Here is a 21,735-nt window from a genome sequence, read left to right as displayed (position 1 = left end):
AAACATATCACCCAATAATCCCCCGAAGAATGAAGCAAGTCGGAATTGAAGCAATGAATGCTTTTGGTGGCACCTCATGCCTGGATATAGCCCAGTTATCAAATTACAGAGGACTTGACAACAAGCGTTTTGAAAATCTGCTGATGAAAGAAAAGGCAGTGGCGCTGCCTTATGAAGATCCTGTCACTTTTGGGGTCAACGCAGCGAAACCATTGGTGGATAAACTTTCACAGGCAGAGAAGGATCGTATAGAACTGCTGATCACTTGTACCGAATCAGGTATTGATTTCGGGAAATCGATCAGCACATACATCCACCATTATCTCGGACTTAGCAGGAATTGCCGTATGCTGGAAATTAAGCAGGCTTGTTATGCCGGTACTTCCGGTTTACAGATGGCGATCAATTTCATTCTCTCACATACTTCACCAGGTGCCAAAGCACTCGTGATTGCTACGGATATATCCAGGTTTATCGTTACGGATGGCGGCAACGCACATGATCAGGACTGGTCTTTTGCAGAGCCGAGTGCGGGTGCAGGCGCTGTCGCGATGCTGATCAGTGATACGCCTTATACTTTCAGATTGGATCAGGGCGCCAGTGGATACTACGGCTATGAAGTAATGGATACTTGTCGTCCGCTGCCGGATAGTGAAGCCGGCGATGCGGACCTGTCATTGATGTCTTACCTGGATTGCTGTGAGCAGTCATTCAGAGAGTATACGAAGCGGGTGAAGAATGTTTCTTATGATCACTCATTTCAATACCTGGCTTTTCATACGCCTTTTGGTGGGATGGTGAAGGGCGCCCATCGTACGATGATGCGGAAGATGGTAAAGGCAAAACCAGACGTGATTGAAAGTGATTTTCAACAGCGGGTATCGCCCGGATTACAGTATTGTCAGCGCGTAGGGAATATCATGGGCGCTACTGTATTCCTTTCACTGGCGGGTATTATTGATAGCGGGGATTTTAAATCACCCAGAAGAATCGGCTGTTTTTCCTATGGTTCCGGATGTTGCTCAGAGTTCTTTAGTGGTGTAGTGACAGCAGAAGGACAACAATACCTGCGGAATCAACAGATAGGCAATCAGCTGGATAACAGGTATCGTTTGTCAATGGAGGAATATGAGATGCTTATTGCCGGCGGACAGGCACTGAAGTTCGGTACGCGTAATGTAAAACCGGACCGTTCGTTGCAACCACCCGTGCAGGAAGGATTTGGAAGATTACAGTTAAACGAGATAAAAGAGTTTCACAGACGTTATGAATGGGTATCATGAGTTATCAAACGATCTTATTCAAACAGGAAGGGAATGTAGCATTCATACAGTTTTATCGTCCGGAGGCAGGTAACAGTATCAATGACCAGCTGATAGCCGAATTAAACGAGGCGCTGCAACGCTGTTATACGGCTGCTACAGTAGTGGTGCTACAGGGCGATGCGGCAAACTTTTGTACAGGTGCAGATTTCCAGGGCATCAACTCATTATTGAAAGAGGGACAGGCCGTGAATGGTCATGCTGCTTTGTTGTATGATATATGGCGAACAATTGCAGAAGGTCCTTTTGTAGTTGTGGCTCATGTAAAGGGAAAAGCAAACGCCGGTGGCGTTGGTTTTGTTGCGGCAGCGGATATCGTGATTGCGGATACGACGGCCCGTTTTAGTTTGTCGGAATTGCTATTCGGTCTGTTCCCCGCTTGTGTGTTACCCTTCCTGGTAAGGAAGATTGGATTTCAGAAGGCACACTATCTGACACTGATGACAAAACCCATTACAGCGGTTGAAGCATCTGACGCCGGACTGGCAGATGTCAGCGGCGATAATAGTGATTTGTTATTACAGCAGCATCTTGGGCGTTTACGTCTTCTCAATAAAGCAGCTGTAATGAAGTATAAACAATACATGAATGATTTCCTGAAGATAAACAGGGAGTGGCAACCTTCGGCTATCAAGGCAAACACGGATATGTTTGCAGATGCCGCTAATCTGGGACGGATATCCCGGTTTGTTGAAACAGGTTTGCTGCCCTGGCAGGAAAGTAACCCAATACATAAATAACAGGATATGGAACAAGCTATCGTTGATCTGACAGAAATCGCGCCTGGTATTGTTGAGCTGACAATGCAGGACAGGGTTAATAAGAATACGTTCACGATTGGCCTGACTAATGAGCTGACAGCCGCTTTTCGAGTAATTAATGAAAATACCTCCTACAAGGTGGTCATCCTGAAAGGATATGATAACTACTTCGCATCAGGAGGTTCGCAGGAGGCTTTGCTCAGCATATTTGAAGGAAAGATGCAGTTCACGGACTCTGATCTTTACAGCCTTGCCTTAAACTGCCGTATACCTGTTATTGCTGCCATGCATGGCCATGCTATCGGCGGTGGTTTTGTGTTTGGTCTTTTCTGTGATATCGTAGTGCTCAGCAGAGAGTGTATTTATACGACCAATTTTATGAAATATGGCTTCACACCAGGAATGGGGGCCACTTATATATTACCCCGGAAACTGGGATTGGCTTTATCAGAAGAAATGTTATTGGGCGCCTGGAATTACAAAGGCGCTGACCTGGAAAAAAGAGGCATACCTTTTTCCGTATTATCCAAGAATGATGTATTAACCCATGCCCGGCATATGGCTGCTCAATTGGCGGAAAAGCCACGGCATTCATTGATAACCCTTAAAGACCATCTTGTGAAGGATATCCGCAGAGATTTACCCGAAGTGATCCGGGAAGAAGTACGGATGCATGAAACGACTTTTCATCAGCCTGAAGTAAAAGACAGGATACTCCATTTGTTTGGCAAGTAAAAAATTCCGCCATGGATTCTTTAGCAATATTAAAGGCCCTCAGTACCGGCGCTATCAGTGCCGGTGCGGCGAGGGAAGCCCTGAAACAACTAGCAGCGGCGCCAGTTTCTGTAACACCGGAAATTGACCGGCGTCCGACGCCTGAACCAATAGCTATTATCGGTATGTCAGGAAGGTATCCTGATGCACCGGATGTGAAGACATACTGGAATAACCTGGTTGCCGGTAAAAATGCGGTACGGGAGATTCCTTTATCCCGTTGGGATGTACCCTCCTTTTATGACCCAAGACCTTTACAGAAAGGAAAAGTGTACTGTAAGTGGTTAGGAATGCTGGATGATATCGCCGAGTTTGATCCTTTATTCTTTTCCCTTTCTCCCGGAGAGGCGGAATGGATGGATCCTCAGCATCGTATTTTCCTGCAGGAAGCTTATAAGGCATTTGAGGATGCGGGTTATGCTGGGGAAGTGCTGAATGAGCAAAAATGTGGGGTTTATCTGGGGATTATGAGCAATGAATATGCCTTTTTACAGCATCAGCTGCAACCCGGTATTGCAGGTGCAACGGGCAATAGTTATTCTATTGCTGCGGCCCGCATCGCTTATTTTCTGAATCTGAAAGGCCCTGCGATAGCTGTTGATACGGCCTGTTCTTCATCATTGGTGGCGATTCATCTGGCCTGTCAGGCGTTGAGAAACCGGGAAACAGACATGGCGCTGGCCGGTGGTGTTAGCCTTTACCTGACACCAGAGTCTTACATCAGTATGTGTTCGGCCGGTATGTTGTCTAAAGATGGTCAGTGTAAGGCCATGGATAACAGTGCGAATGGTTTTGTACCAGGAGAAGGCGCTGGAGCTGTTATCCTGAAACGTTTAAAAGACGCAGAGGCAGACAATGACAATATTCTCGGCGTGATCATTGGCTCGGGTATTAACCAGGATGGTCGTACAAACGGGATCACTGCCCCCAGTATGAACAGTCAGGCAGCATTGTTACGTGACATTTATGCGGGATATAAGATACATCCGGAAACGATCAGCTATGTAGAATTACATGGCACGGGAACAAAGCTGGGAGATCCTATAGAGCTGGAAGCGCTGTCTACAGTATTCAGAGAACATACCTCCCGGCCGCATTTCTGTGGATTGGGGTCCGTTAAAAGTAATATCGGCCATACTTCTGCGGCAGCGGGCGTAGCCAGTGTACAGAAGGTACTGTTGTCAATGCATTCACAAGCGCTGCCGCCGACATTGCATGTGACAAGGCCCAATGAGCATTTTAAATTTGAACAATCACCATTTTATATATGCGATACACTACGACCATGGGATAGTAGAGGAGAACGGCGCAGAGCAGGGATCAGTTCCTTTGGTTTCAGCGGTACTAATGCCCACCTTGTTGTAGAAGAATATCAGCCGGTTCCGAAGATACGCCCGACAGAAAGTATATCTGTGCTGGCAAGTGTTTTTGTACTATCTGCAAAGACAGAAGAGCAACTGAAAGTATATGCGGGTATTATGCGACAGTTCCTGGAGGCACATACAACGCTCAACTTCACAGACCTGCTGTATACGCTGCAGATAGGTAGAGACGCTATGGACTATAGATTAGCATTCGCAGCTGCGGGTATCGCTGATGCGATTGGTAAACTCAGTGCGTTTTTGAATGGCCATAACAATGGTAGCTTTTTTACAGGACAGTTGAGCGGAAAAGCCGCTCCTGCCAATGGAAACGGCGCTACGTTATCCCGCTTATGGGCGAATGGTGCGAGTGTGGACTGGCAAGTGTTTTATGAGAAAGTGAAACCTCGCCGGATTAGTCTGCCTACCTATCCATTTGCGAAAGAGGTCTACTGGATAGCCGCATCGGAACAAAAACAACCCGTGCAGGAGCGTCCGTATCGTATTATTCATAAGACCTGGGAAGAACAGGTGATAAATACATCCAATGCTTTTCATGGTAAGCTGCTGGTATTAGCAACAACACCGATGCTTTCTCTGGCAAATGAAATCAAACGTCAATACAATGATATAGACATTATCGACCCTGTAAGCAGCGCGTTGCCGGAAGGTGGAATGCCTGCCGCATATACAGGGCTGATAGACCTGACAGGTTGTGATGAAGCGGCGGAACAGGCATTGACAGGTCTTGCATTGCTACAACAGCTAATCAGTGCAGGCAACCGCCCATTGACGATGATCGGTGTTACACAAGGATTGGAGACAATAGGAGGAAAGTCTTCCGGACAAACAGGTGCGCTCCGTGCGGGACTTTTCAGAATGTTGCAGGCTGAATATCGTTATCTGAATGCGATACATCTTGATATTGAGAAAGAGGGCAGTACAGCATTGCAGGCCGCTCATATATTGTCGGAACTGCGTGTTGCGGGAATCCACCCTGAAATTTGTATCCGGGAGGGAAAGCGTTACCGCGCAGTACTTACAGCTAAGAAGATAGAGAAGGATATTAATATACCAGCTTTTCCTGCCGGAGGCGTATTGCTGGTAACGGGTGGTACCCGTGGGATCGGATTGGAATGTGCACGGCATTTTGTGAAAAAGTATGGTGCCAGGAAAGTGGTGCTTACGGGTAGAGAAGCCCTGCCACCTGAAGAACAGTGGAGTGTGCTCTTACAATCGGATTCTGTATTGTCCCGTAAGCTGAAAGCGATACAGGCTTTACGTGCGGAAGGTGTGACCGTGTGGGTAAGAGCAGTGGCGCTGGATGATGCAACCGCAGTAAATACATTGATGGCTGAAATCAGGACGTCGCTGGGTAATATTGGCGGCGTATTGCATTGTGCGGGTATGGTAGACCTGGAGAACCCGGCTTTTATCCGGAAGTCAGTGCATGCTATCAGAGAAGTACTTGTACCGAAAGTAGCAGGTTTACGGTCCTTATTTCAAAGCGTCAGTAAAGACCCTTTACAGTTCTTTGTGTTGTTTTCATCTGTGGCGGGCATCATCCCCACCTTAGGTGCAGGACAGTCTGATTATGCGATGGCAAATGCTTATATGGACTATTTCGCGGCGGCTGCCCAGGCATCATTCCCCGTTGTCAGTATACAATGGCCCAGCTGGAAAGAAACCGGCTTCGGGGAAGTAAAAAGTCCTGCATATCAACAAACAGGATTGATCAGCCATAGTAATGCAGAAGGTCTGTTATTGCTGGAGCAGGTGATCAGTGGCGCTTATGGTCCGGTGATATTACCTGCTATAGTAGATACGAGTCGCTTTAAGCCGGAAACATGGCTTGAATATCCAAAGAGAGTAATGGCAGTTAGCCAATCACAGCATACCGAATATGTAGCTGTGTCGCCAATTAATGAAGGCGATCTTACTACGGTTGTGGAAGGGTGGCTGATGAATTTGCTGGCAGCAGAATTAAGAATGGATGTTTCCAGGTTGCGCAGAGACAAAGAGTTTCAGATATACGGGGTTGATTCGATCATTCTCGCGCAACTGGTTAGCAAGATAGACCATCAGTTTGAAACGATTCACCTGGATCCTTCGGTCTTCCTGGAGTATCCGACAATAGCCGGCATGAGCGCTTATCTGTTGGATAACTATCCGAAGGAAATGGCATCCTTACAGATTGTAAATACGGCTACGCCGGTGGTGGAGAATTTGCCAACAACGCATATAAAGAAACGTATAGCAATAGTGGGGATGGCCTGTCATTTCCCGGATGCAAATGATATAACTGCTTACTGGGAGAATCTTCGCCAGGGAAAAGATAGTATCCGGGAGGTGCCTGTATCACGATGGGACTGGCGACAGCATTATGATCCGCTTGGTCAGCAGCAGGGGAAGAGTCGTAGTAAATGGGGCGCTTTTTTACCAGAGATTGAAGCATTTGATCCTGCGGCGTTCAATATCGCTCCGGCGCTTGCTCCTTATATTGATCCCATTCAGAGACAATGGCTGGAAGTCAGCACTACGGCTATAGCAGATGCCGGATATGAGAAGGAGGCATTGTGGGGAAAACAGATCGGTGTATTTGCAGGAGCAAGGGCAGGCAATTTCGCCTACAAGTATAATAGTCCGGTGAAGGATCGTATTGTAGGAACAGGACAGAATTTTATTACCGCACATTTGGCACATATCTACAATTTTAAAGGCCCCAACATTGTAGTCGACACCGCTTGTTCAAGTACTCTGACTGCTGTTCATCTGGCTGTGAAAAGTATTCTTTCCGGAGAGAGTGAAATGGCACTTGCCGGTGGTGTAGATATTCTGCTGGATGAAGGTGTTTTCATCGGTTTAAGTGATGCCGGCGTACTGTCAAAAGACGGTCGTTGCCGCACTTTTGATGCGGGGGCTGATGGTATCGGATTAGGAGAGGGATGTGGTGTACTGGTGCTGAAACCACTGGATGCGGCTATCCGGGATAATAACAAGATATACGGTGTGATTGATGGTTCAGCCATTAACAATGATGGCAATACCATGGGTGTTACAACGCCTAATCCTGAAGCACAGCGTAGTCTGATTGCTGCTGCCATACAAGATGCGGGAGTGCTACCCTCCACTGTTTCCTATGTTGAAACACATGGAACAGGTACACTGATTGGTGACCCGATCGAACTGAAAGCATTGACACAATTGTTTTCCCAATACACGGATCGTAAACAATATTGCGGTGTAGGTAGTGTGAAAAGCAATATAGGACATCTTTTAAGTGCCGCCGGCGCCGCCAGTATTGTGAAGGTGTTATTGTCTATTGTACATACACAAATTCCTCCCACATTACATTGTGATCATCCTAACCCCCGTTTTAGTTTTGACGCTTCTCCATTTTATCCTGTGCGGGCATTGCAACCCTGGAACGGGCCTGATGGGATATGCAGGGCAGGTATCAGTTCATTCGGATTGGGAGGTAATAACGCCCATCTTATCATCAGCAATGAAGGTGTGCCTGCCAGTCATATCGCTACTTTACAACCACGGTTAAAACCAGTCCGATTCAACAGGAAACGCTATTGGCCGGAAGATGTTGTTAATAATTCCCAACAGCAGATGCCCGCTCCGGTATCGGTAACTACAGCAACAGAAGCTGTAGTAAATGATTTTATGAAACTATTTGAAGTAAAGGAGGTGTAAAATGAGCACTGACATGAACAAAACCAGGACCTTTCTACAGGAGATAACCCATTCTAACTATATAGTCCGCGACCATACCGTGCATGATGTAAGAACATTGCCCGGTGTTGTCTTGCTGGACATGATTTATCGTTTATCAGAATTGGCGATTGGCACACGGTCAATTGTCTTGCAGCACGTATTGTTTAAGCAGCCGGTTGTTACAGATGCCTCATTTGACAAACAACTGCAGATCTCATTTACACCCTCAGGCGATCATTGGAACGTCAACGTTAAGAGTAGAAGAATAAAGAACAATGTGTTATTGGGCGAAGACGCAGATGATAATATGGAATGTCTGCTTTTTAAAGCAACAGCGTCAGCCAGTAATACCCCTTTTGATGTAACAGGGTTTATGCAGTCAGCCACGCATCGCTGGGACATGGATGATGTGTATGCGCTTGTGAGAAGAGCCGATATCCGTCACAGAGCATTCATGAAAACCCTGGGTACCGTTTATCAGACGGGCAATAAGGAATTGATGGCATTGCACCTGGGAGAGGAAGCAGAGCAATTCAGGACTAATTTCTATGCACATCCGGCTTTCCTGGATGGATCAACATTAGCCGGCCTTTCAGCGCAGCTGACCGGAAATGGGATTATCATGGATAATACGCCCTATATCCCGTTTATGATAGCGCGTTTCTGCATCCACCAGCCATTGCCCGCAAAAGTCTATACTTATTCTGAATTAAAGTCTCTGCCGCTTCCTGGTAGTGAACCGGCAGATATTCTCCATGCAGATATCACACTTTATGATGAAGCCGGAGCCGTTTTGGTAGAATTTACTGATTTATCTGCCAAAAGAATACGAGATCCCAAACTGATAAAGAAACTGGTCACAACACAGATTGCCGGGCAACAACAGGAGAAAGTGCTTGTCACGGCTGAAGTGCCTGTAGCGAATGACAGCATGGGCATTATTATTCAGCAGTTGCGTACACAGATCGGCAGACTGTTAAGTACAACACCGGCTACACTTGATATTCATACCGGGTTTTATGACCTGGGACTGGATTCCGCGCATCTTTTACAGGTGGTACGTGAGTTGGAAAAAACAGTACAGACGCAGTTGTATCCTACCTTGCTTTTTGAATATGCGACTATTCAACGACTGGCAGAATATCTGCAGGAGCACCATGGTGCGGCTTTTATGGCCGGCGTTACAAAACAGGTAGTGGCTGAGGTACAGGATGATGCAGCGAAGGCAGCAGCCGAACTTTTGCAGTTTACACCTGTTTGGCATACAGCACCAGTTGTTCAGACGAAGACGCCTGTTGCTATTGATAGACGAGTCCTGGTTTTGCATGATCTGGCAGACAATCTTGCAGGATTTGTAAAAGCACATGTAGATGACCAGGTGATCGTGTTGCCTGCATTTGATGAAATGGAGACACCAGATAGTATCAGACAACAGTTTATTGTTATGCTGGGACATGTCAAAGCATTCCTGACACAAACAGGCCCGGGACTGGTACAATTTATTACTGGAAATGATCACTACAGCGCTGTATTTGCATCGTTGTTAAAAACAGCGGTGCAGGAACAGCCGGCAGTCCACGCACAGGTGATCAGTTTTTTACAGGAAAAGGCAGATGCAGCTGCTGTGTTGTCACTGATTAATAAGGAAGCGACACAAGTTCAAAAAGGTTGTAAAGAAATAAGATATAACCAAGAACAGCAGCGGCAGGTGAGATACTGGGAGGAAAAAACGGCATCGGCTGTAAAACAGACCGTATTCAGAAATGGAGGGGTATATGTGATCACTGGAGGCGCCGGTGGACTTGGTTTACTTACAGCAGCACATATCACCAATCAGGTGAATGCCCATGTGATCCTGTTAGGTCGTTCTCCATTGAATGAATCGAAAAAACAAGCCCTGTTATCGTTGCAAAAAAATGGAAGCAGGGTTGAATATATATCCGTTGATATCAGTGATGGTGTACAGGTACTTGCTGTTTTTGAAAAGATAAGAACGGATGTTGGAAATGTTCATGGTATTATTCATGCTGCAGGAGTGGTAAAGGACCAGTTCATTATACGCAAAGATATATCGGATGTAGACCATGTATGGTTGCCCAAAACGAATGGTATCCAGCATATAGATTATGCCAGCCGTTTACATCCGATGGATTTCTTTGTAGTCTATTCTTCCTTATCTGCCGTAGCAGGTAATCCGGCACAATCGGATTACGGCGCGGCTAATGCTTTTATGGACGCTTATTGTGCCCTGAGAAACGAGCAGGTACTTGCAGGTGTACGTTCAGGTAAAACGCTTACAATTAACTGGCCTTTATGGGCAGAAGGTGGTATGCAGATAGCTGCCGCATCGGCGGCATTTATGCGGGAGCAGACGGGTATGGTTCCTTTGCCATCAGCAAGCGGCATGGCCATGCTTGAACGCCTTTTGCAGGGTGAAGAAAGGCAAGGGATTGTATTATATGGTGAGGGAGAAGTAGTGCGCCGTCATTATAAGGACTTCCTTATTCCGGCGGAAGAAAAGATAACAGGGCCAGCAAAAAAAGAACATTCTGCCGGCACTACGAATGATGATATCGCCATTATAGGGGTCGCAGGTCGTTATCCAGGTGCAGAGACCCTGGATGAGTTTTATCATAACCTGCTAAACGGAGTAGACAGTATCAGCGAAATGCCCGTTGAGCGATGGAAAGGGTATGATTTCGGTTATGATATTACCAGGCTATACGGGCATGGCGGATTTCTGAAAGAGATTGCTGATTTTGATCCCCGGTTTTTTAATATATCACCACACCAGGCGGAGATCATGGATCCGCAGGCGCGTTTGTTTCTGCAGACTGCCTGGCTGGCGTGCGAAGATGCGGGCTTCAAACCTGATAAGATAGGGCATCATTTCGCCGGAAACGGCGAGCAAAGTGTAGGTGTATTCGCTGGCATCTTCTGGAGCCATTATGAGCTGTTTGGTGCTGAAATGTCCCGCGCGGGACAGCCGGCGGCATTTGGTGTAAGCGCAGCTGCAATTCCCAACATGGTATCATATTGCATGAATTTCCATGGTCCGAGTATGGCGGTGGATACGATGTGTTCTTCTGCACTGACTTCTATTCATCTTGCCGTAGGTAGTATCAGAAAAGGAGAATGCAATTATGCGATAGCGGGTGGTGTGAACCTTGTTACCCATCCTCATAAATATCAGTTCCTGGGACAGGGCGCTTTCCTTTCTTCAGACGGACGGTGTCATAGTTTTGGCGAAGGTGGAGATGGCTATGTGCCAGGTGAAGGAGTAGGAGCTGTGTTGCTGACCAGTCTGGAACTGGCTGAAAAAGAAGGATATCCTATTTATGGTGTTATAAAAGGTTCTGCGATTAATCACGTAGGACGTACTTCTGGGCCTACGGTACCGGATCCTGTTGCACAGGCCGAGGTGATTAAAGCGGCATTGCAGGATGCTCAGCTGGATCCCCGTACGATCAGTTATATCGAAGCCCATGGTACTGGTACTTCACTGGGTGATCCCATCGAGATACAAGGGTTAAAAAGGGCCTTTGAAAGCTGGACAAAAGAGAAGCAGTTCTGTGCGATAGGTTCCTCTAAATCCAATATCGGACACCTGGAGGCAGCTGCAGGAATTGCCGCATTGACGAAGTTATTGTTACAGTTCAGACACGGGCAACTATTCCCGACTTTACATGCTGAGAAACTTAATCCGCATATTCCATTCAAGGATACGCCTTTCTATGTACAGCACGGTCTGAGGGAATGGGATCGTCCGCAGATTCACGTAGCAGGTAAAGACCTGACCGTACCAAGACGTGCAGGACTAAGCTCTTTCGGTGCAAATGGAAGTAATGCACATCTTATCGTTGAAGAATATATACCAGCTACAAAAAACAAGGAGCAGGATAATCAGCAGACAAGCTTCCTTGTACCGCTGTCTGCGCGTGATGAAGATCGGTTGATGGCGTATATCAGAACCTTACATGATTTTGTTTCAAAACAGACAAACAACGATTCTGCTGATCGGTTGAAAATCACTATCAGAGAACAGTTACTGGAGATGGTATCTCAACTGATACATATTCCACAAGCCTCGCTGGATCCTGGTCAGGAGTTTTTTGAGTTGAATGCGGATATTGTACAACTGACAACGCTGGCAGATCAACTCTGGCAACAGTGGGGGATTCAACTTGCAGCAGATGTACTTATGCGCCTGCGTTCCGTGTCGGGAATAGTGGACTATCTGCTGGAATACCATAAAGTAAGCCTCGGAAATATATTTGCCAATGAAGATCGGTCGGACGTGCATGATAGACAACTTGCTTCATTAGCGTATACATTGCAGACAGGCAGAGAGGCCATGAGTAGCCGTGTAGTTTTTCTAGCCCGGGATTATGCATCCCTAAAAAGGATGCTTGCGGATGTTATTGAAGGACGAACGCCTGTTGCAGGATACTTTGTGGATGTTAGCAGAAAAGATGCCGCAAAGCTGATGAATGCTATGTCTGCGGAGAAGATTAATATTGCTGTATCAGACTGGGTAAACAGTGGTGAACTGGATAAAATAGCTGCATTATGGGTAGCAGGGCATACAGTGGACTGGCAAAAATTGTATACAGCCACTTCACGTCCGCGTAAGATCAATGCGCCGGGATACCCCTTCGCGAAAGAACATTACTGGTTCCCTTATTCGCCCTCAGTAGCACCGGTGTTGCAGGTACCCCCGGCTTTATCGCCGGTAACAGTTGCTTCTCCCGAAACACCTGCTGCATTTGACTTACTGACATTTGAAGAAGTTTGGGTAGAACGTCCTTTATCAGACATTACACCACAACCGCTGAAACGTCTGTTGTGTTGTGTGGAGGATCAGGAGGAAATGATCTCTCTGTCGGCTTCTCTGCAATCCCTGCTACCCGGTATTTCATTGCTGTTTATTATTACGGATGGTGTGGAGGAACAGGGAGAGTATGTATTTGTTGCCGGAAAGGATAAAGCAGGCGCTTATAAGGCCATTTTAAATCAGATCAGCGCACGGTATAGTGCTGTGGATGGAATATTATACACAGGTCCGGGTGATGATGCGGCTTATGAAGATATTTTTTACCTGTTGCAGGGGATTCTTTCCTCAGGATTAAAAGCTGGACGCTTATTACTGGAAGGTCGTTATAGCTCGGCACTTGAGAAATGTTATGCGCTTTCATGGTTAGGTTATGCGCGTTCGCTGGGCTTTGTATTTCCAGGTATGGATATACATGTTGTATTGCGTTCGGCAGAAGATTTATTAAGTATACAGGCATTCCTGGGCGAGTTGTGGCATAAAGGAAGTCATGTCGTTCATTATGAAAATGGGGTTCGTACTATGCCACAATTGGAAGAGCGGAAGACGCAGGCGGCAGCACCTTTATTGAAACAAGGTGGGACTTATGTGGTTACAGGCGGATTCGGCGGACTAGGGTTATTATTCAGCAATTATTTAAGCAATACCTGGAATGCGAATGTGGTGATGACAGGACGTCGTCGTTTGTCAGTAGAAGAGGAGGCGAAAGTAGCCCTTATGCAAGCACGAGACAACCAGGTGATTTATATACAGGCAGATGTGAGTGATGCCGTTTCCATGGAAAAGGTACGTACTGCTGCCAAAAAGATTAGCGGTGAGATATCAGGTATACTGCATATCGCAGGTATACAAGGACATACGACCATAGGCGATAAGCATTATGAAGATTTTAAAGCGGTGTTGTCTGCGAAGGTACGGGGCAGTCAGGTACTCGACGAAGTTTTTGGTCTGGAAACGCTTGATTTTGTTTCCTACTTCTCTTCTTCATCCGCCATATTGGGGGACTTTGGTTCCTGTGACTATGCTATTGCTAACCGCTTTCAAATGAGTTATGGCGCTTTGCGTCGGGCAGCGGGTTTTAGTGGTGTTACGACTGTTATCAACTGGCCTTTGTGGCGTGAGGGGGGTATGAGCACTGGGGAAAGCGGTTCGCTGGATCTATACCTGAAGACCAGTGGTCAGGGGTACCTGGAATCAGCATTGGGATTATCTGCCTTTGAAGCATTATTAAATGAAGGAGATGTGACACGGTTGGTGATGTATGGAGATAGATCCCGTATCTGTCAAATGCCATTGCTGTCAGGAGATACAGCATCAGCTGCATTAAATGTCGTATCCGTGAATAGCCCTGGCCTTCATGCGGCAATGCATGATTGGTCAGCAGAAGAAAGTCTGTTGTGGGATTTACGTCGTCAGGTAAGCGAGCTATTAAAGCTCAGTATTGAAAATGTGGAAACGGATGTTAATCTGGCGGATTTCGGTTTTGACTCAGTGAGTCTGATGCAGTTATCCAAACGTCTGACTGCTTACTATGATATAGAAGTGACGCCGGCAGTTTTCTTCGGATATGCCACCCTGGATAAATTACAGTCGTTTTACATGACTGAGCATAAAGAAAGTATAGAACGCTTTTACTCAATTGAGAATGAACGTCTGCAGGCTACTTTACCCAATCCACGGGTAACACCGCTAAGTTTGAGAGAAGACAATGGATCTTCAACAGCCTCTCTGGCACAGGGAGTACCGGAACCGATTGCCGTAATTGGTATGAGTGGCCGTTTTCCACAGGCTGCTAATAAAGAAATATTCTGGCAACATATACTGGAAGGCAAAAGTGGTATTACGGAAATACCAGCGGATCGTTGGGACTGGCAGGATTACGCTGATAACACATCTGGTAATTTCAATTGTAAGTGGGGCGCCTTCCTGGACAGGATAGATACATTTGATCCCCTGTTTTTTGAAATATCGCCTGCAGAAGCAGCTCAGATGGATCCCAAACAACGCCTTTTCCTGGAAGAAGCATGGCATACGCTGGAAGATGCCGGATACATGGGGAGCCGGATAAGAGGGACCGATTGTGGCGTGTACGTAGGCGTTGAGGAAAGCGAAAATGGTTTTGCCATTGATGATAGCGGAAGGGTCAGCAGCAATCAGAATGCTATTCTGGCTGCCCGTATTGCTTACACGCTTGACCTTAAAGGCCCTTGTATGGCGTTGACAGCTGCTTGTTCCTCCGGACTGGTAGCCATTCATCAGGCTTGTCAGGCAATCAGAGCAGGCGACTGTGAAATGGCTTTAGCCGGAGGTATTAATCTGTTGGCTTCTCCAATGATATACCTTGGTCTCGGTAAAGTAGATATGTTATCGCATGACGGCGCTTGTCCGGTATTCGATCAGGATGCAAATGGTATGATACCAGGTGAAGCAGTTGCCGTTGTATTATTAAAACCCTTATCCAAAGCAATTGCTGATGGCGATACGATCTATGGTAGCATCAAGGCTACAGGTGTCAATTACGATGGTACTACAAATGGTATCACAGCACCGGATCCGGTAAGTCAGGCGGCATTGATCAGAAAGGTATATGAGCAGTACGATATTAATCCCCGGGATATACAATATGCCATTGCCCATAGTGTAGGCTCCAAACTGGGTGACCCGGTAGAGATTATGGGTTTAAACAACGCTTTCAGTACTTATACGCAGGACAGGCAGTTTTGTCATCTCAGCAGTATTAAACCGCTTATAGGACATACGTTTGCTGCCTCAGGCGTTGTAAGTCTTGTTACGATGCTGATGGCCATGAAGCACGGCACAATACCAGGGAACCATCATTATGAGCATAGTAATGAGTATATAGATTTTAATAAAACACCTTTTGTCGTTGCAAAACATAATATCACCTGGGATACTGTAGATGATAAGCCAGGATTGGGTATTATCGGCACTACGGGTATCAATGGTACCAACGCACATGCTGTTATCGAAGCATATGTTCCGGTAGTAAAGCAGTCCGGAGCAAACAGCGGACAGCAATTGTTTGTGTTCTCTGCAAAAAGTGGGGAAAGTCTTGCGGCATATGCAGCACAGATGAAGCATTTTTTGTCTGGACAGGAGGATAGCTTACTCACAGATATTGCTTATACCCTGCAAACAGGCAGAGAGGCCATGGAATATCGTATGGCCTGTATTGCCGGTTCACGGGAAGAACTATTAAGTCAATTAGAGGCTTTTCTGTGTAGCAGTGAGGGTGGCGCATATCTGACTGGAAGGGTAAAGCGGAATACTAAAAAGCAACACATGCAACGGAGACCGGAATTGAGAAATGGTTATGCATTGTTGCAGACGGCTACAGACTGGTTAAACGGTGAGGTGATTGACTGGAAGCAATTATACAATGGTGTACAGCCGTCAATCGTTCATCTGCCTGGATATGTATTTGTGAAAGATGTCTTTCCAATACCGCGTGTCTCGTTCAAGCCTTCCGATAGCCACAAGGAGATTCAGTTACTACATCCATTGCTACATCAGAATATATCTACGCTGTCACAACAGCAGTTCGTTTCGCATTTTACCGGGAAAGAAGTATTTCTTGCTGACCATGTAATCAATGGACAGAAGATACTGCCCGGAGTAGCCTATATGGAAATGGTACATACAGCTATTGAGCGATCAGTGGAAACAGCAGACCGGACTATCAGTATACACAATGTGATCTGGGCCCGTCCGCTTGTAGTGGATGCAGAGGGATCAGATGTCTACGTTACACTTGATGCGAAGTCTGACACTAGTATCGACTTCAGTATTCATAGTTTTACTTCCGAGAAGATTGTACATAGCAAAGGAACTGTGCAGATAAATCCATTATCCGAAGATCCCCGTATAGATGTCGCCTCATTACAAGAGGGATTCAATGAGATCAACCGGAATGCAAAGGCATACTACGATATATACCGTGAGCTGGGTATTGTATATGGCGCCTTCTATAAAGGTATCAACCATATCTACAAAGCAGATCAATCTTTGTTGACAAGTCTGGTGTCACAACAGCCCAAAGGTATAAGCGATTATATGATGCATCCGGGAATGATGGATGCCGCACTCCATGCTGCTATAGGCTTTAGTGTAGGTGCTGATGCAGGATCTGCCTTGTCTCTTCCGTTTGCCCTGGAAACACTTCGCGCTTATCGTCCATGTGAAGAAGAAATGTGGAGTTGGATCAGGTTCAGCGAAAGTAGTGGGGATAGTGAACGGGTACGTAAACTGGATGTCGACATTTGTAATAAAGAAGGATGGGTATGTACAAGTATCAGGGGCTTATCATTAAGGGAAGTGAAAGTAGATGGCCATTTACAGGCGCCTTCGCAACCTGTACAGCGGAATATACAGGAAGATAAAGCAGCGCCTGTATCTGATGTGTTGCTGGAAAAAACCATTAAATTTTTACAGCAGCAGTTCTCTGTTGTGATTAAGTTGTCGGCTGACAGGATAGAAGCAGATGCGCCGCTTGAAAAGTATGGAATTGATTCTGTGATGGTGATGGCGCTTTCTGAACAATTGGAGAAAAGTTTCGGTTCCATTCCTAAAACCTTGTTTTTTGAATATCAGACGGTATATGAACTGGCAACCTATTTTGTAAAGACCCATCAGCAAAAACTCCAGGAACTGACAGGTGCAACTGCTACATCAAAACAGACCGGTACGGGATCAGATACACAGGTAAAGTATAAGCATAAGGTAGCAACCTCAGTACCGCATCAGAAAAATGAAGAGGAAATTGCGGTGATCGGTCTGGCAGGACGTTATCCGGGTGCTGTTGATATCAATGCTTTCTGGGAGAACCTGCGAAATGGTGTAGATGCCATTACAGAAATACCTGCTGAGCGTTGGGATCACCGGCAGTTCTTTGAACCTGTAAAAGGTATACCAGGGAAAACCTATGCCAAATGGGGCGGGTTTATTGATGGAGTAACTGAATTTGATCCCCTCTTCTTTAACATTTCTCCTTTGGAGGCAAGCGTTATAGATCCACAGGAGCGCTTATTCCTGCAATGTGTGTATAATGCCATGGAAGATGCCGGGTATACCCGTCAAAGTCTGGCTGCAGCCGGAAATGTGGGCGTATTCGCCGGTTCTATGTACCTGGAATACCAGCTTTATGGCGTACAGGAAACTATGAAGGGAAGACCGGTGGTGTTATCAGGAAACGCTTCCTCTGTTGCCAATAGGGTATCTTATTTCTGCAATTTTCATGGGCCTAGTCTGACGGTAGACACCATGTGTTCTTCTTCGCTGACCGCATTACACCTGGCTTGCCAGAGCCTGCAACGTGGAGAATGTGTGGTGGCCATCGCAGGTGGTGTGAATGTGTCTATCCATCCTAATAAATACCTGATGTTAGGACAGGGTGGTTTTGCCTCCAGTAAAGGACGTTGTGAGAGTTTTGGCGTAGGTGGGGATGGGTACGTACCAGGTGAAGGGGTAGGAGCCGTGTTGTTAAAACCATTATCCCGCGCAGTAGCGGATGGTGATCATATTTATGGTGTTATACGCGGAAGCGCTATTAATCACGGTGGTAAGACGAACGGATATACGGTACCCAATCCACAGGCACAGTCTTCTCTGATCAGTCATGCGTTGCAGAATGCTGGTATCGATGCACGGACGATCAGTTATATAGAAGCGCATGGTACAGGTACCTCTTTGGGTGATCCGATAGAAATAGCGGGACTGACCAAGAGTTTCCGGGAATATGGAGATGATGTGCAATACTGTGCCATCGGATCCGCTAAGTCAAACATCGGTCATTGTGAAAGCGCTGCGGGTATAGCCGGTTTCAGTAAAGTACTGTTACAATTGCAACACCGCGAACTGGTTCCGTCCTTACATGCTGAAACCTTGAATCCTCATATTGCGTTTCATGAGAGTCCTTTCCGTGTTCAGCACCACCTTGAGAAGTGGGAGCGGCCGGAAGTAACGATCGACGGTCATACGCAGCAATATCCTTTACGGGCAGGTATATCAGCTTTTGGCGCGGGAGGATCTAATGCACATATACTGATAGAGGAATACGTACGGCAGCATACAGAACAGCCATCTGCTGAAGGACCGTTTGTGATCGTATTGTCAGCAAGGAATACGGCCCGCCTGGAAGAGCAGGTAGCCCGTTTGCTGGATCGTATACGTCGGGGTATTTATAGTGATGCGGACTTACCTGCTATTGCCTATACGTTGCAAACAGGCAGGGAGGCAATGGAAGAACGCCTGGGTATGATCGTTAATAATCTGGCTGAATTAGAAGAGCTGTTAGCTACAGGTTTGTCCGGAGACAAGCGCTATCGTAGTGAAACAAATACACAAGGCACAGGACTGTCCGACCTGCTGGGATACGATGAGATTGGTGCTTTAACAGATAAATGGATCAGTGAACATAACTACGAGAAGCTGTTACGGTATTGGGTGAAAGGCGGACAGGTGAACTGGACGTTGTGTTATACAGCGATACGCCCCGGCCGTATCAGTTTACCCGTATATCCTTTTGCAAAGGAGAAATACTGGTTCCCTTCAAAAGACGTACATACGCCCGTGTTGGGAATGGGCGGTACGCCGTCTGTCCTGCATCCCTTGCTGCACCAGAATATTTCTGATCTCTCAGGATTGAAGTTTACCACATTGCTGGATAAAAAAGCCTTCTTCCTGGCAGATCACGTTATCAACCGAAATACAATGTTGCCGGGTGTCGCCTATCTGGAAATGGCACTGGCAGCTTGTAATACGATTGCTGGTCGTAGAGTTGCTACAGCAGGGATCAGTATCAAACATGTTACCTGGTCGAAGCCGGTTGTGGTGAATACGCCAACATCCGTAACAATCTCCCTGACGCCGGATGAAAATGGAGAAACAGACTTTATTATCAGCAGCGGAGAAACGGATGCTGCTACGCATTGTAGCGGAACGGTGACAATGATGGAGGATGTGCCATCGCTCATATTAGATCTGGAAGAATTACAATCAGTATGTAGTGAAGGTCTCTTATCAGGAGAGACCTGTTATGAGGTATATCATGCTGTCGGACTGACATATGGTCCTGCTTTCCAATGTATACAGGAAATATATACAGGGGAGGGACAGGCATTGATCCGACTGGTGCTGAAAGAAGATCTCTGGAAAACCCTGTCGGATTTCGTTGTTCATCCTTGTATCGTAGATGCAGCCGTACAGGGAGCCATTGGTCTTAATGTAGCTGTTGATGAAAACGGCAATACGACCATACTGCCCATGAAGTCTGCTTTGTTGTTTGGTATGCAGGAAATGGAAATTCTGAGAGCCTGTACTAAAGAAATGTGGGCCTGGGTCCGTTTTGCAGAGGATAGTGGTAGTAAGGTACATAAGCTCGACATTGATCTATGTGATGAAGAAGGCAATATCTGTATTGTGATGAAAGGTTTTTCTTCAAGGATAATGGAGTCCCCAGCAGAAATGCCGGCAGCAGCTGTTCCGGCGGCTTCTGGTAATGGATATGTCACTTCGGAAGGCGCCTATGTATTTGCAGAAGATGTATCTATGCTGACGCCTGTATGGGATCCCTTGTTCCCTGACTTTAATGAACTATCTCCTGAATCAGCTACAAGATTACTGGTAGTTGGTTGTGAGGATCATGAACTGGCGCTTATCAGTGAAACATATCCTAATGCCGTCTTATTTAATGCGCAGTTCACGGATAGTATAGCGGATATGGCCGGTAAACTGCGGACTTTTGGTACTCCTTCCTATATCGTTTGGTTTGCCGCTCCTTCATCTTTTTCTGCTGTAGCAGATGAAGCGATTATCACAGACGAACAAAAGGTTGTACACTACTTTTTCAGAATGATTAAAGCGCTCTTGTCCGAGGGATATGGTCATCAGCCAATCGGCTGGACCATCCTTACCCGTCAGGGGCAGAATATAAACAAAGACGAAAAGGCGGACCCTGTACATGCCTCCCTGCATGGCCTGATTGGATCTATGGCAAAAGAACATCCTGAGTGGCGGGTACGCTTGCTGGACCTTGGTTATGATGATACCTGGACGGTCAATGAATTATTCAGTCTTCCGTATGATACACAAGGGAATGCCCTGTGTGGCAGAAATGGACAGTGGTTCAGACAGGAACTATTACCGGTCATTCCTCCTGCGGGTGAAAAGGGCTTGTACAGGCAAGGAGGCGTATATGTAGTCATTGGCGGAAACGGTGGGATTGGAGAAGTATGGACGGAATACATGATACACACCTATCGCGCAAATATTATCTGGATAGGACGCCGGCCGCTGAATGAGGAAATCAGCAGTAAGCTGGATCGTCTCTTGCTGGATGGTGTAAGACCGAAATATATCGCTGCAGACGCTTCCAGCAGAGCGGCTTTGCAAACGGCCTATCAGCAGATTAAACAGGAATATGGTCATATACATGGTATTATACATTCGGCAGTCGGATCGCTGGATCAGAGTCTGGCGAAAATGGACGAGACATTGTTTTACGAAGGACTGTCCGCCAAGGTAGATATCAGTATCCGTCTTGCGCAGGTCTTTGCCAATGAGCCACTTGATTTTGTACTCTTCTTTTCCTCTATCGGTGCTTTTGGAAAGGCACTCGGACAAAGCAGTTATGCGACCGGGTGTAATTTTAAAGATGCATTTGCCCGTAGACTCGCTCTTGAATGGCCATGTGCGGTGAAGATCATGAACTGGGGCTACTGGGGTAATATCGGGGTGGGCGGCGTTGTACCGGCCGCCTTCAAAAAACGCCTTGCGCAGGCCGGCATTGGTACCATAGAACCCAGGGAAGCCATGGAGGTACTTGAGATGCTGTTACGTGGCCCTGTTGATCAGATGGCCTTTATGAAAACAACAATAACTACAGACACGCTGAACTAATCTATTGTCGCGGAGCAGACGCTACACTCCGCAGTTAAACCTTATTG

The 21,735-nt window shown here is 46.5% G+C and carries 5 protein-coding genes; all 5 read left to right on the top strand.

The window, feature by feature from the left end:
- Positions 1-29: 29 nt before the first annotated feature.
- Genes CPIN_RS26225 through CPIN_RS37080 form a run of 5 tightly spaced genes read left to right on the top strand, consistent with a single transcriptional unit; the run spans position 30 to position 21,688 of the window.
- Positions 30-1,283, top strand: coding sequence for a hydroxymethylglutaryl-CoA synthase family protein (locus CPIN_RS26225; RefSeq protein ID WP_012792894.1), 1,254 nt, complete (start codon positions 30-32; stop codon positions 1,281-1,283).
- The gene (locus CPIN_RS26220) at positions 1,280-2,062 is read left to right on the top strand and encodes an enoyl-CoA hydratase/isomerase (protein WP_012792893.1); all 783 of its coding nucleotides are present in this window, start codon (positions 1,280-1,282) and stop codon (positions 2,060-2,062) included. The genes CPIN_RS26225 and CPIN_RS26220 overlap by 4 nt, the downstream gene beginning before the upstream one ends.
- A 6-nt stretch (positions 2,063-2,068) precedes the next feature.
- On the top strand, positions 2,069-2,818 hold the full coding sequence (locus CPIN_RS26215) for a polyketide synthase (protein ID WP_012792892.1): 750 nt from the start codon (positions 2,069-2,071) through the stop codon (positions 2,816-2,818).
- Between the two features lie 11 nt (positions 2,819-2,829).
- The gene (locus CPIN_RS26210) at positions 2,830-7,920 is read left to right on the top strand and encodes a beta-ketoacyl synthase N-terminal-like domain-containing protein (protein WP_012792891.1); all 5,091 of its coding nucleotides are present in this window, start codon (positions 2,830-2,832) and stop codon (positions 7,918-7,920) included.
- A 13-nt stretch (positions 7,921-7,933) separates the two neighbouring features.
- Positions 7,934-21,688 carry an SDR family NAD(P)-dependent oxidoreductase gene (locus CPIN_RS37080; RefSeq protein WP_187294693.1) on the top strand — a complete coding sequence of 4,585 codons (13,755 nt, stop codon included), beginning with the start codon at positions 7,934-7,936 and terminating at the stop codon, positions 21,686-21,688.
- The last annotated feature ends 47 nt before the right edge of the window (positions 21,689-21,735 follow it).

The sequence above is a fragment of the Chitinophaga pinensis DSM 2588 genome (assembly GCF_000024005.1).
Taxonomy (GTDB): domain Bacteria; phylum Bacteroidota; class Bacteroidia; order Chitinophagales; family Chitinophagaceae; genus Chitinophaga; species Chitinophaga pinensis.
Note: the sequence above shows the minus strand (reverse complement) of the source record. Positions and strands in the feature narration are given on the sequence as shown.

Coding starts and splice junctions, on each gene's coding strand:
- CPIN_RS26225 (WP_012792894.1), top strand. CDS start 30: ATGAAGCAAGTCGGAATTGAAGCAATGAATGCTTTTGGTGGCACCTCA.
- CPIN_RS26220 (WP_012792893.1), top strand. CDS start 1,280: ATGAGTTATCAAACGATCTTATTCAAACAGGAAGGGAATGTAGCATTC.
- CPIN_RS26215 (WP_012792892.1), top strand. CDS start 2,069: ATGGAACAAGCTATCGTTGATCTGACAGAAATCGCGCCTGGTATTGTT.
- CPIN_RS26210 (WP_012792891.1), top strand. CDS start 2,830: ATGGATTCTTTAGCAATATTAAAGGCCCTCAGTACCGGCGCTATCAGT.
- CPIN_RS37080 (WP_187294693.1), top strand. CDS start 7,934: ATGAACAAAACCAGGACCTTTCTACAGGAGATAACCCATTCTAACTAT.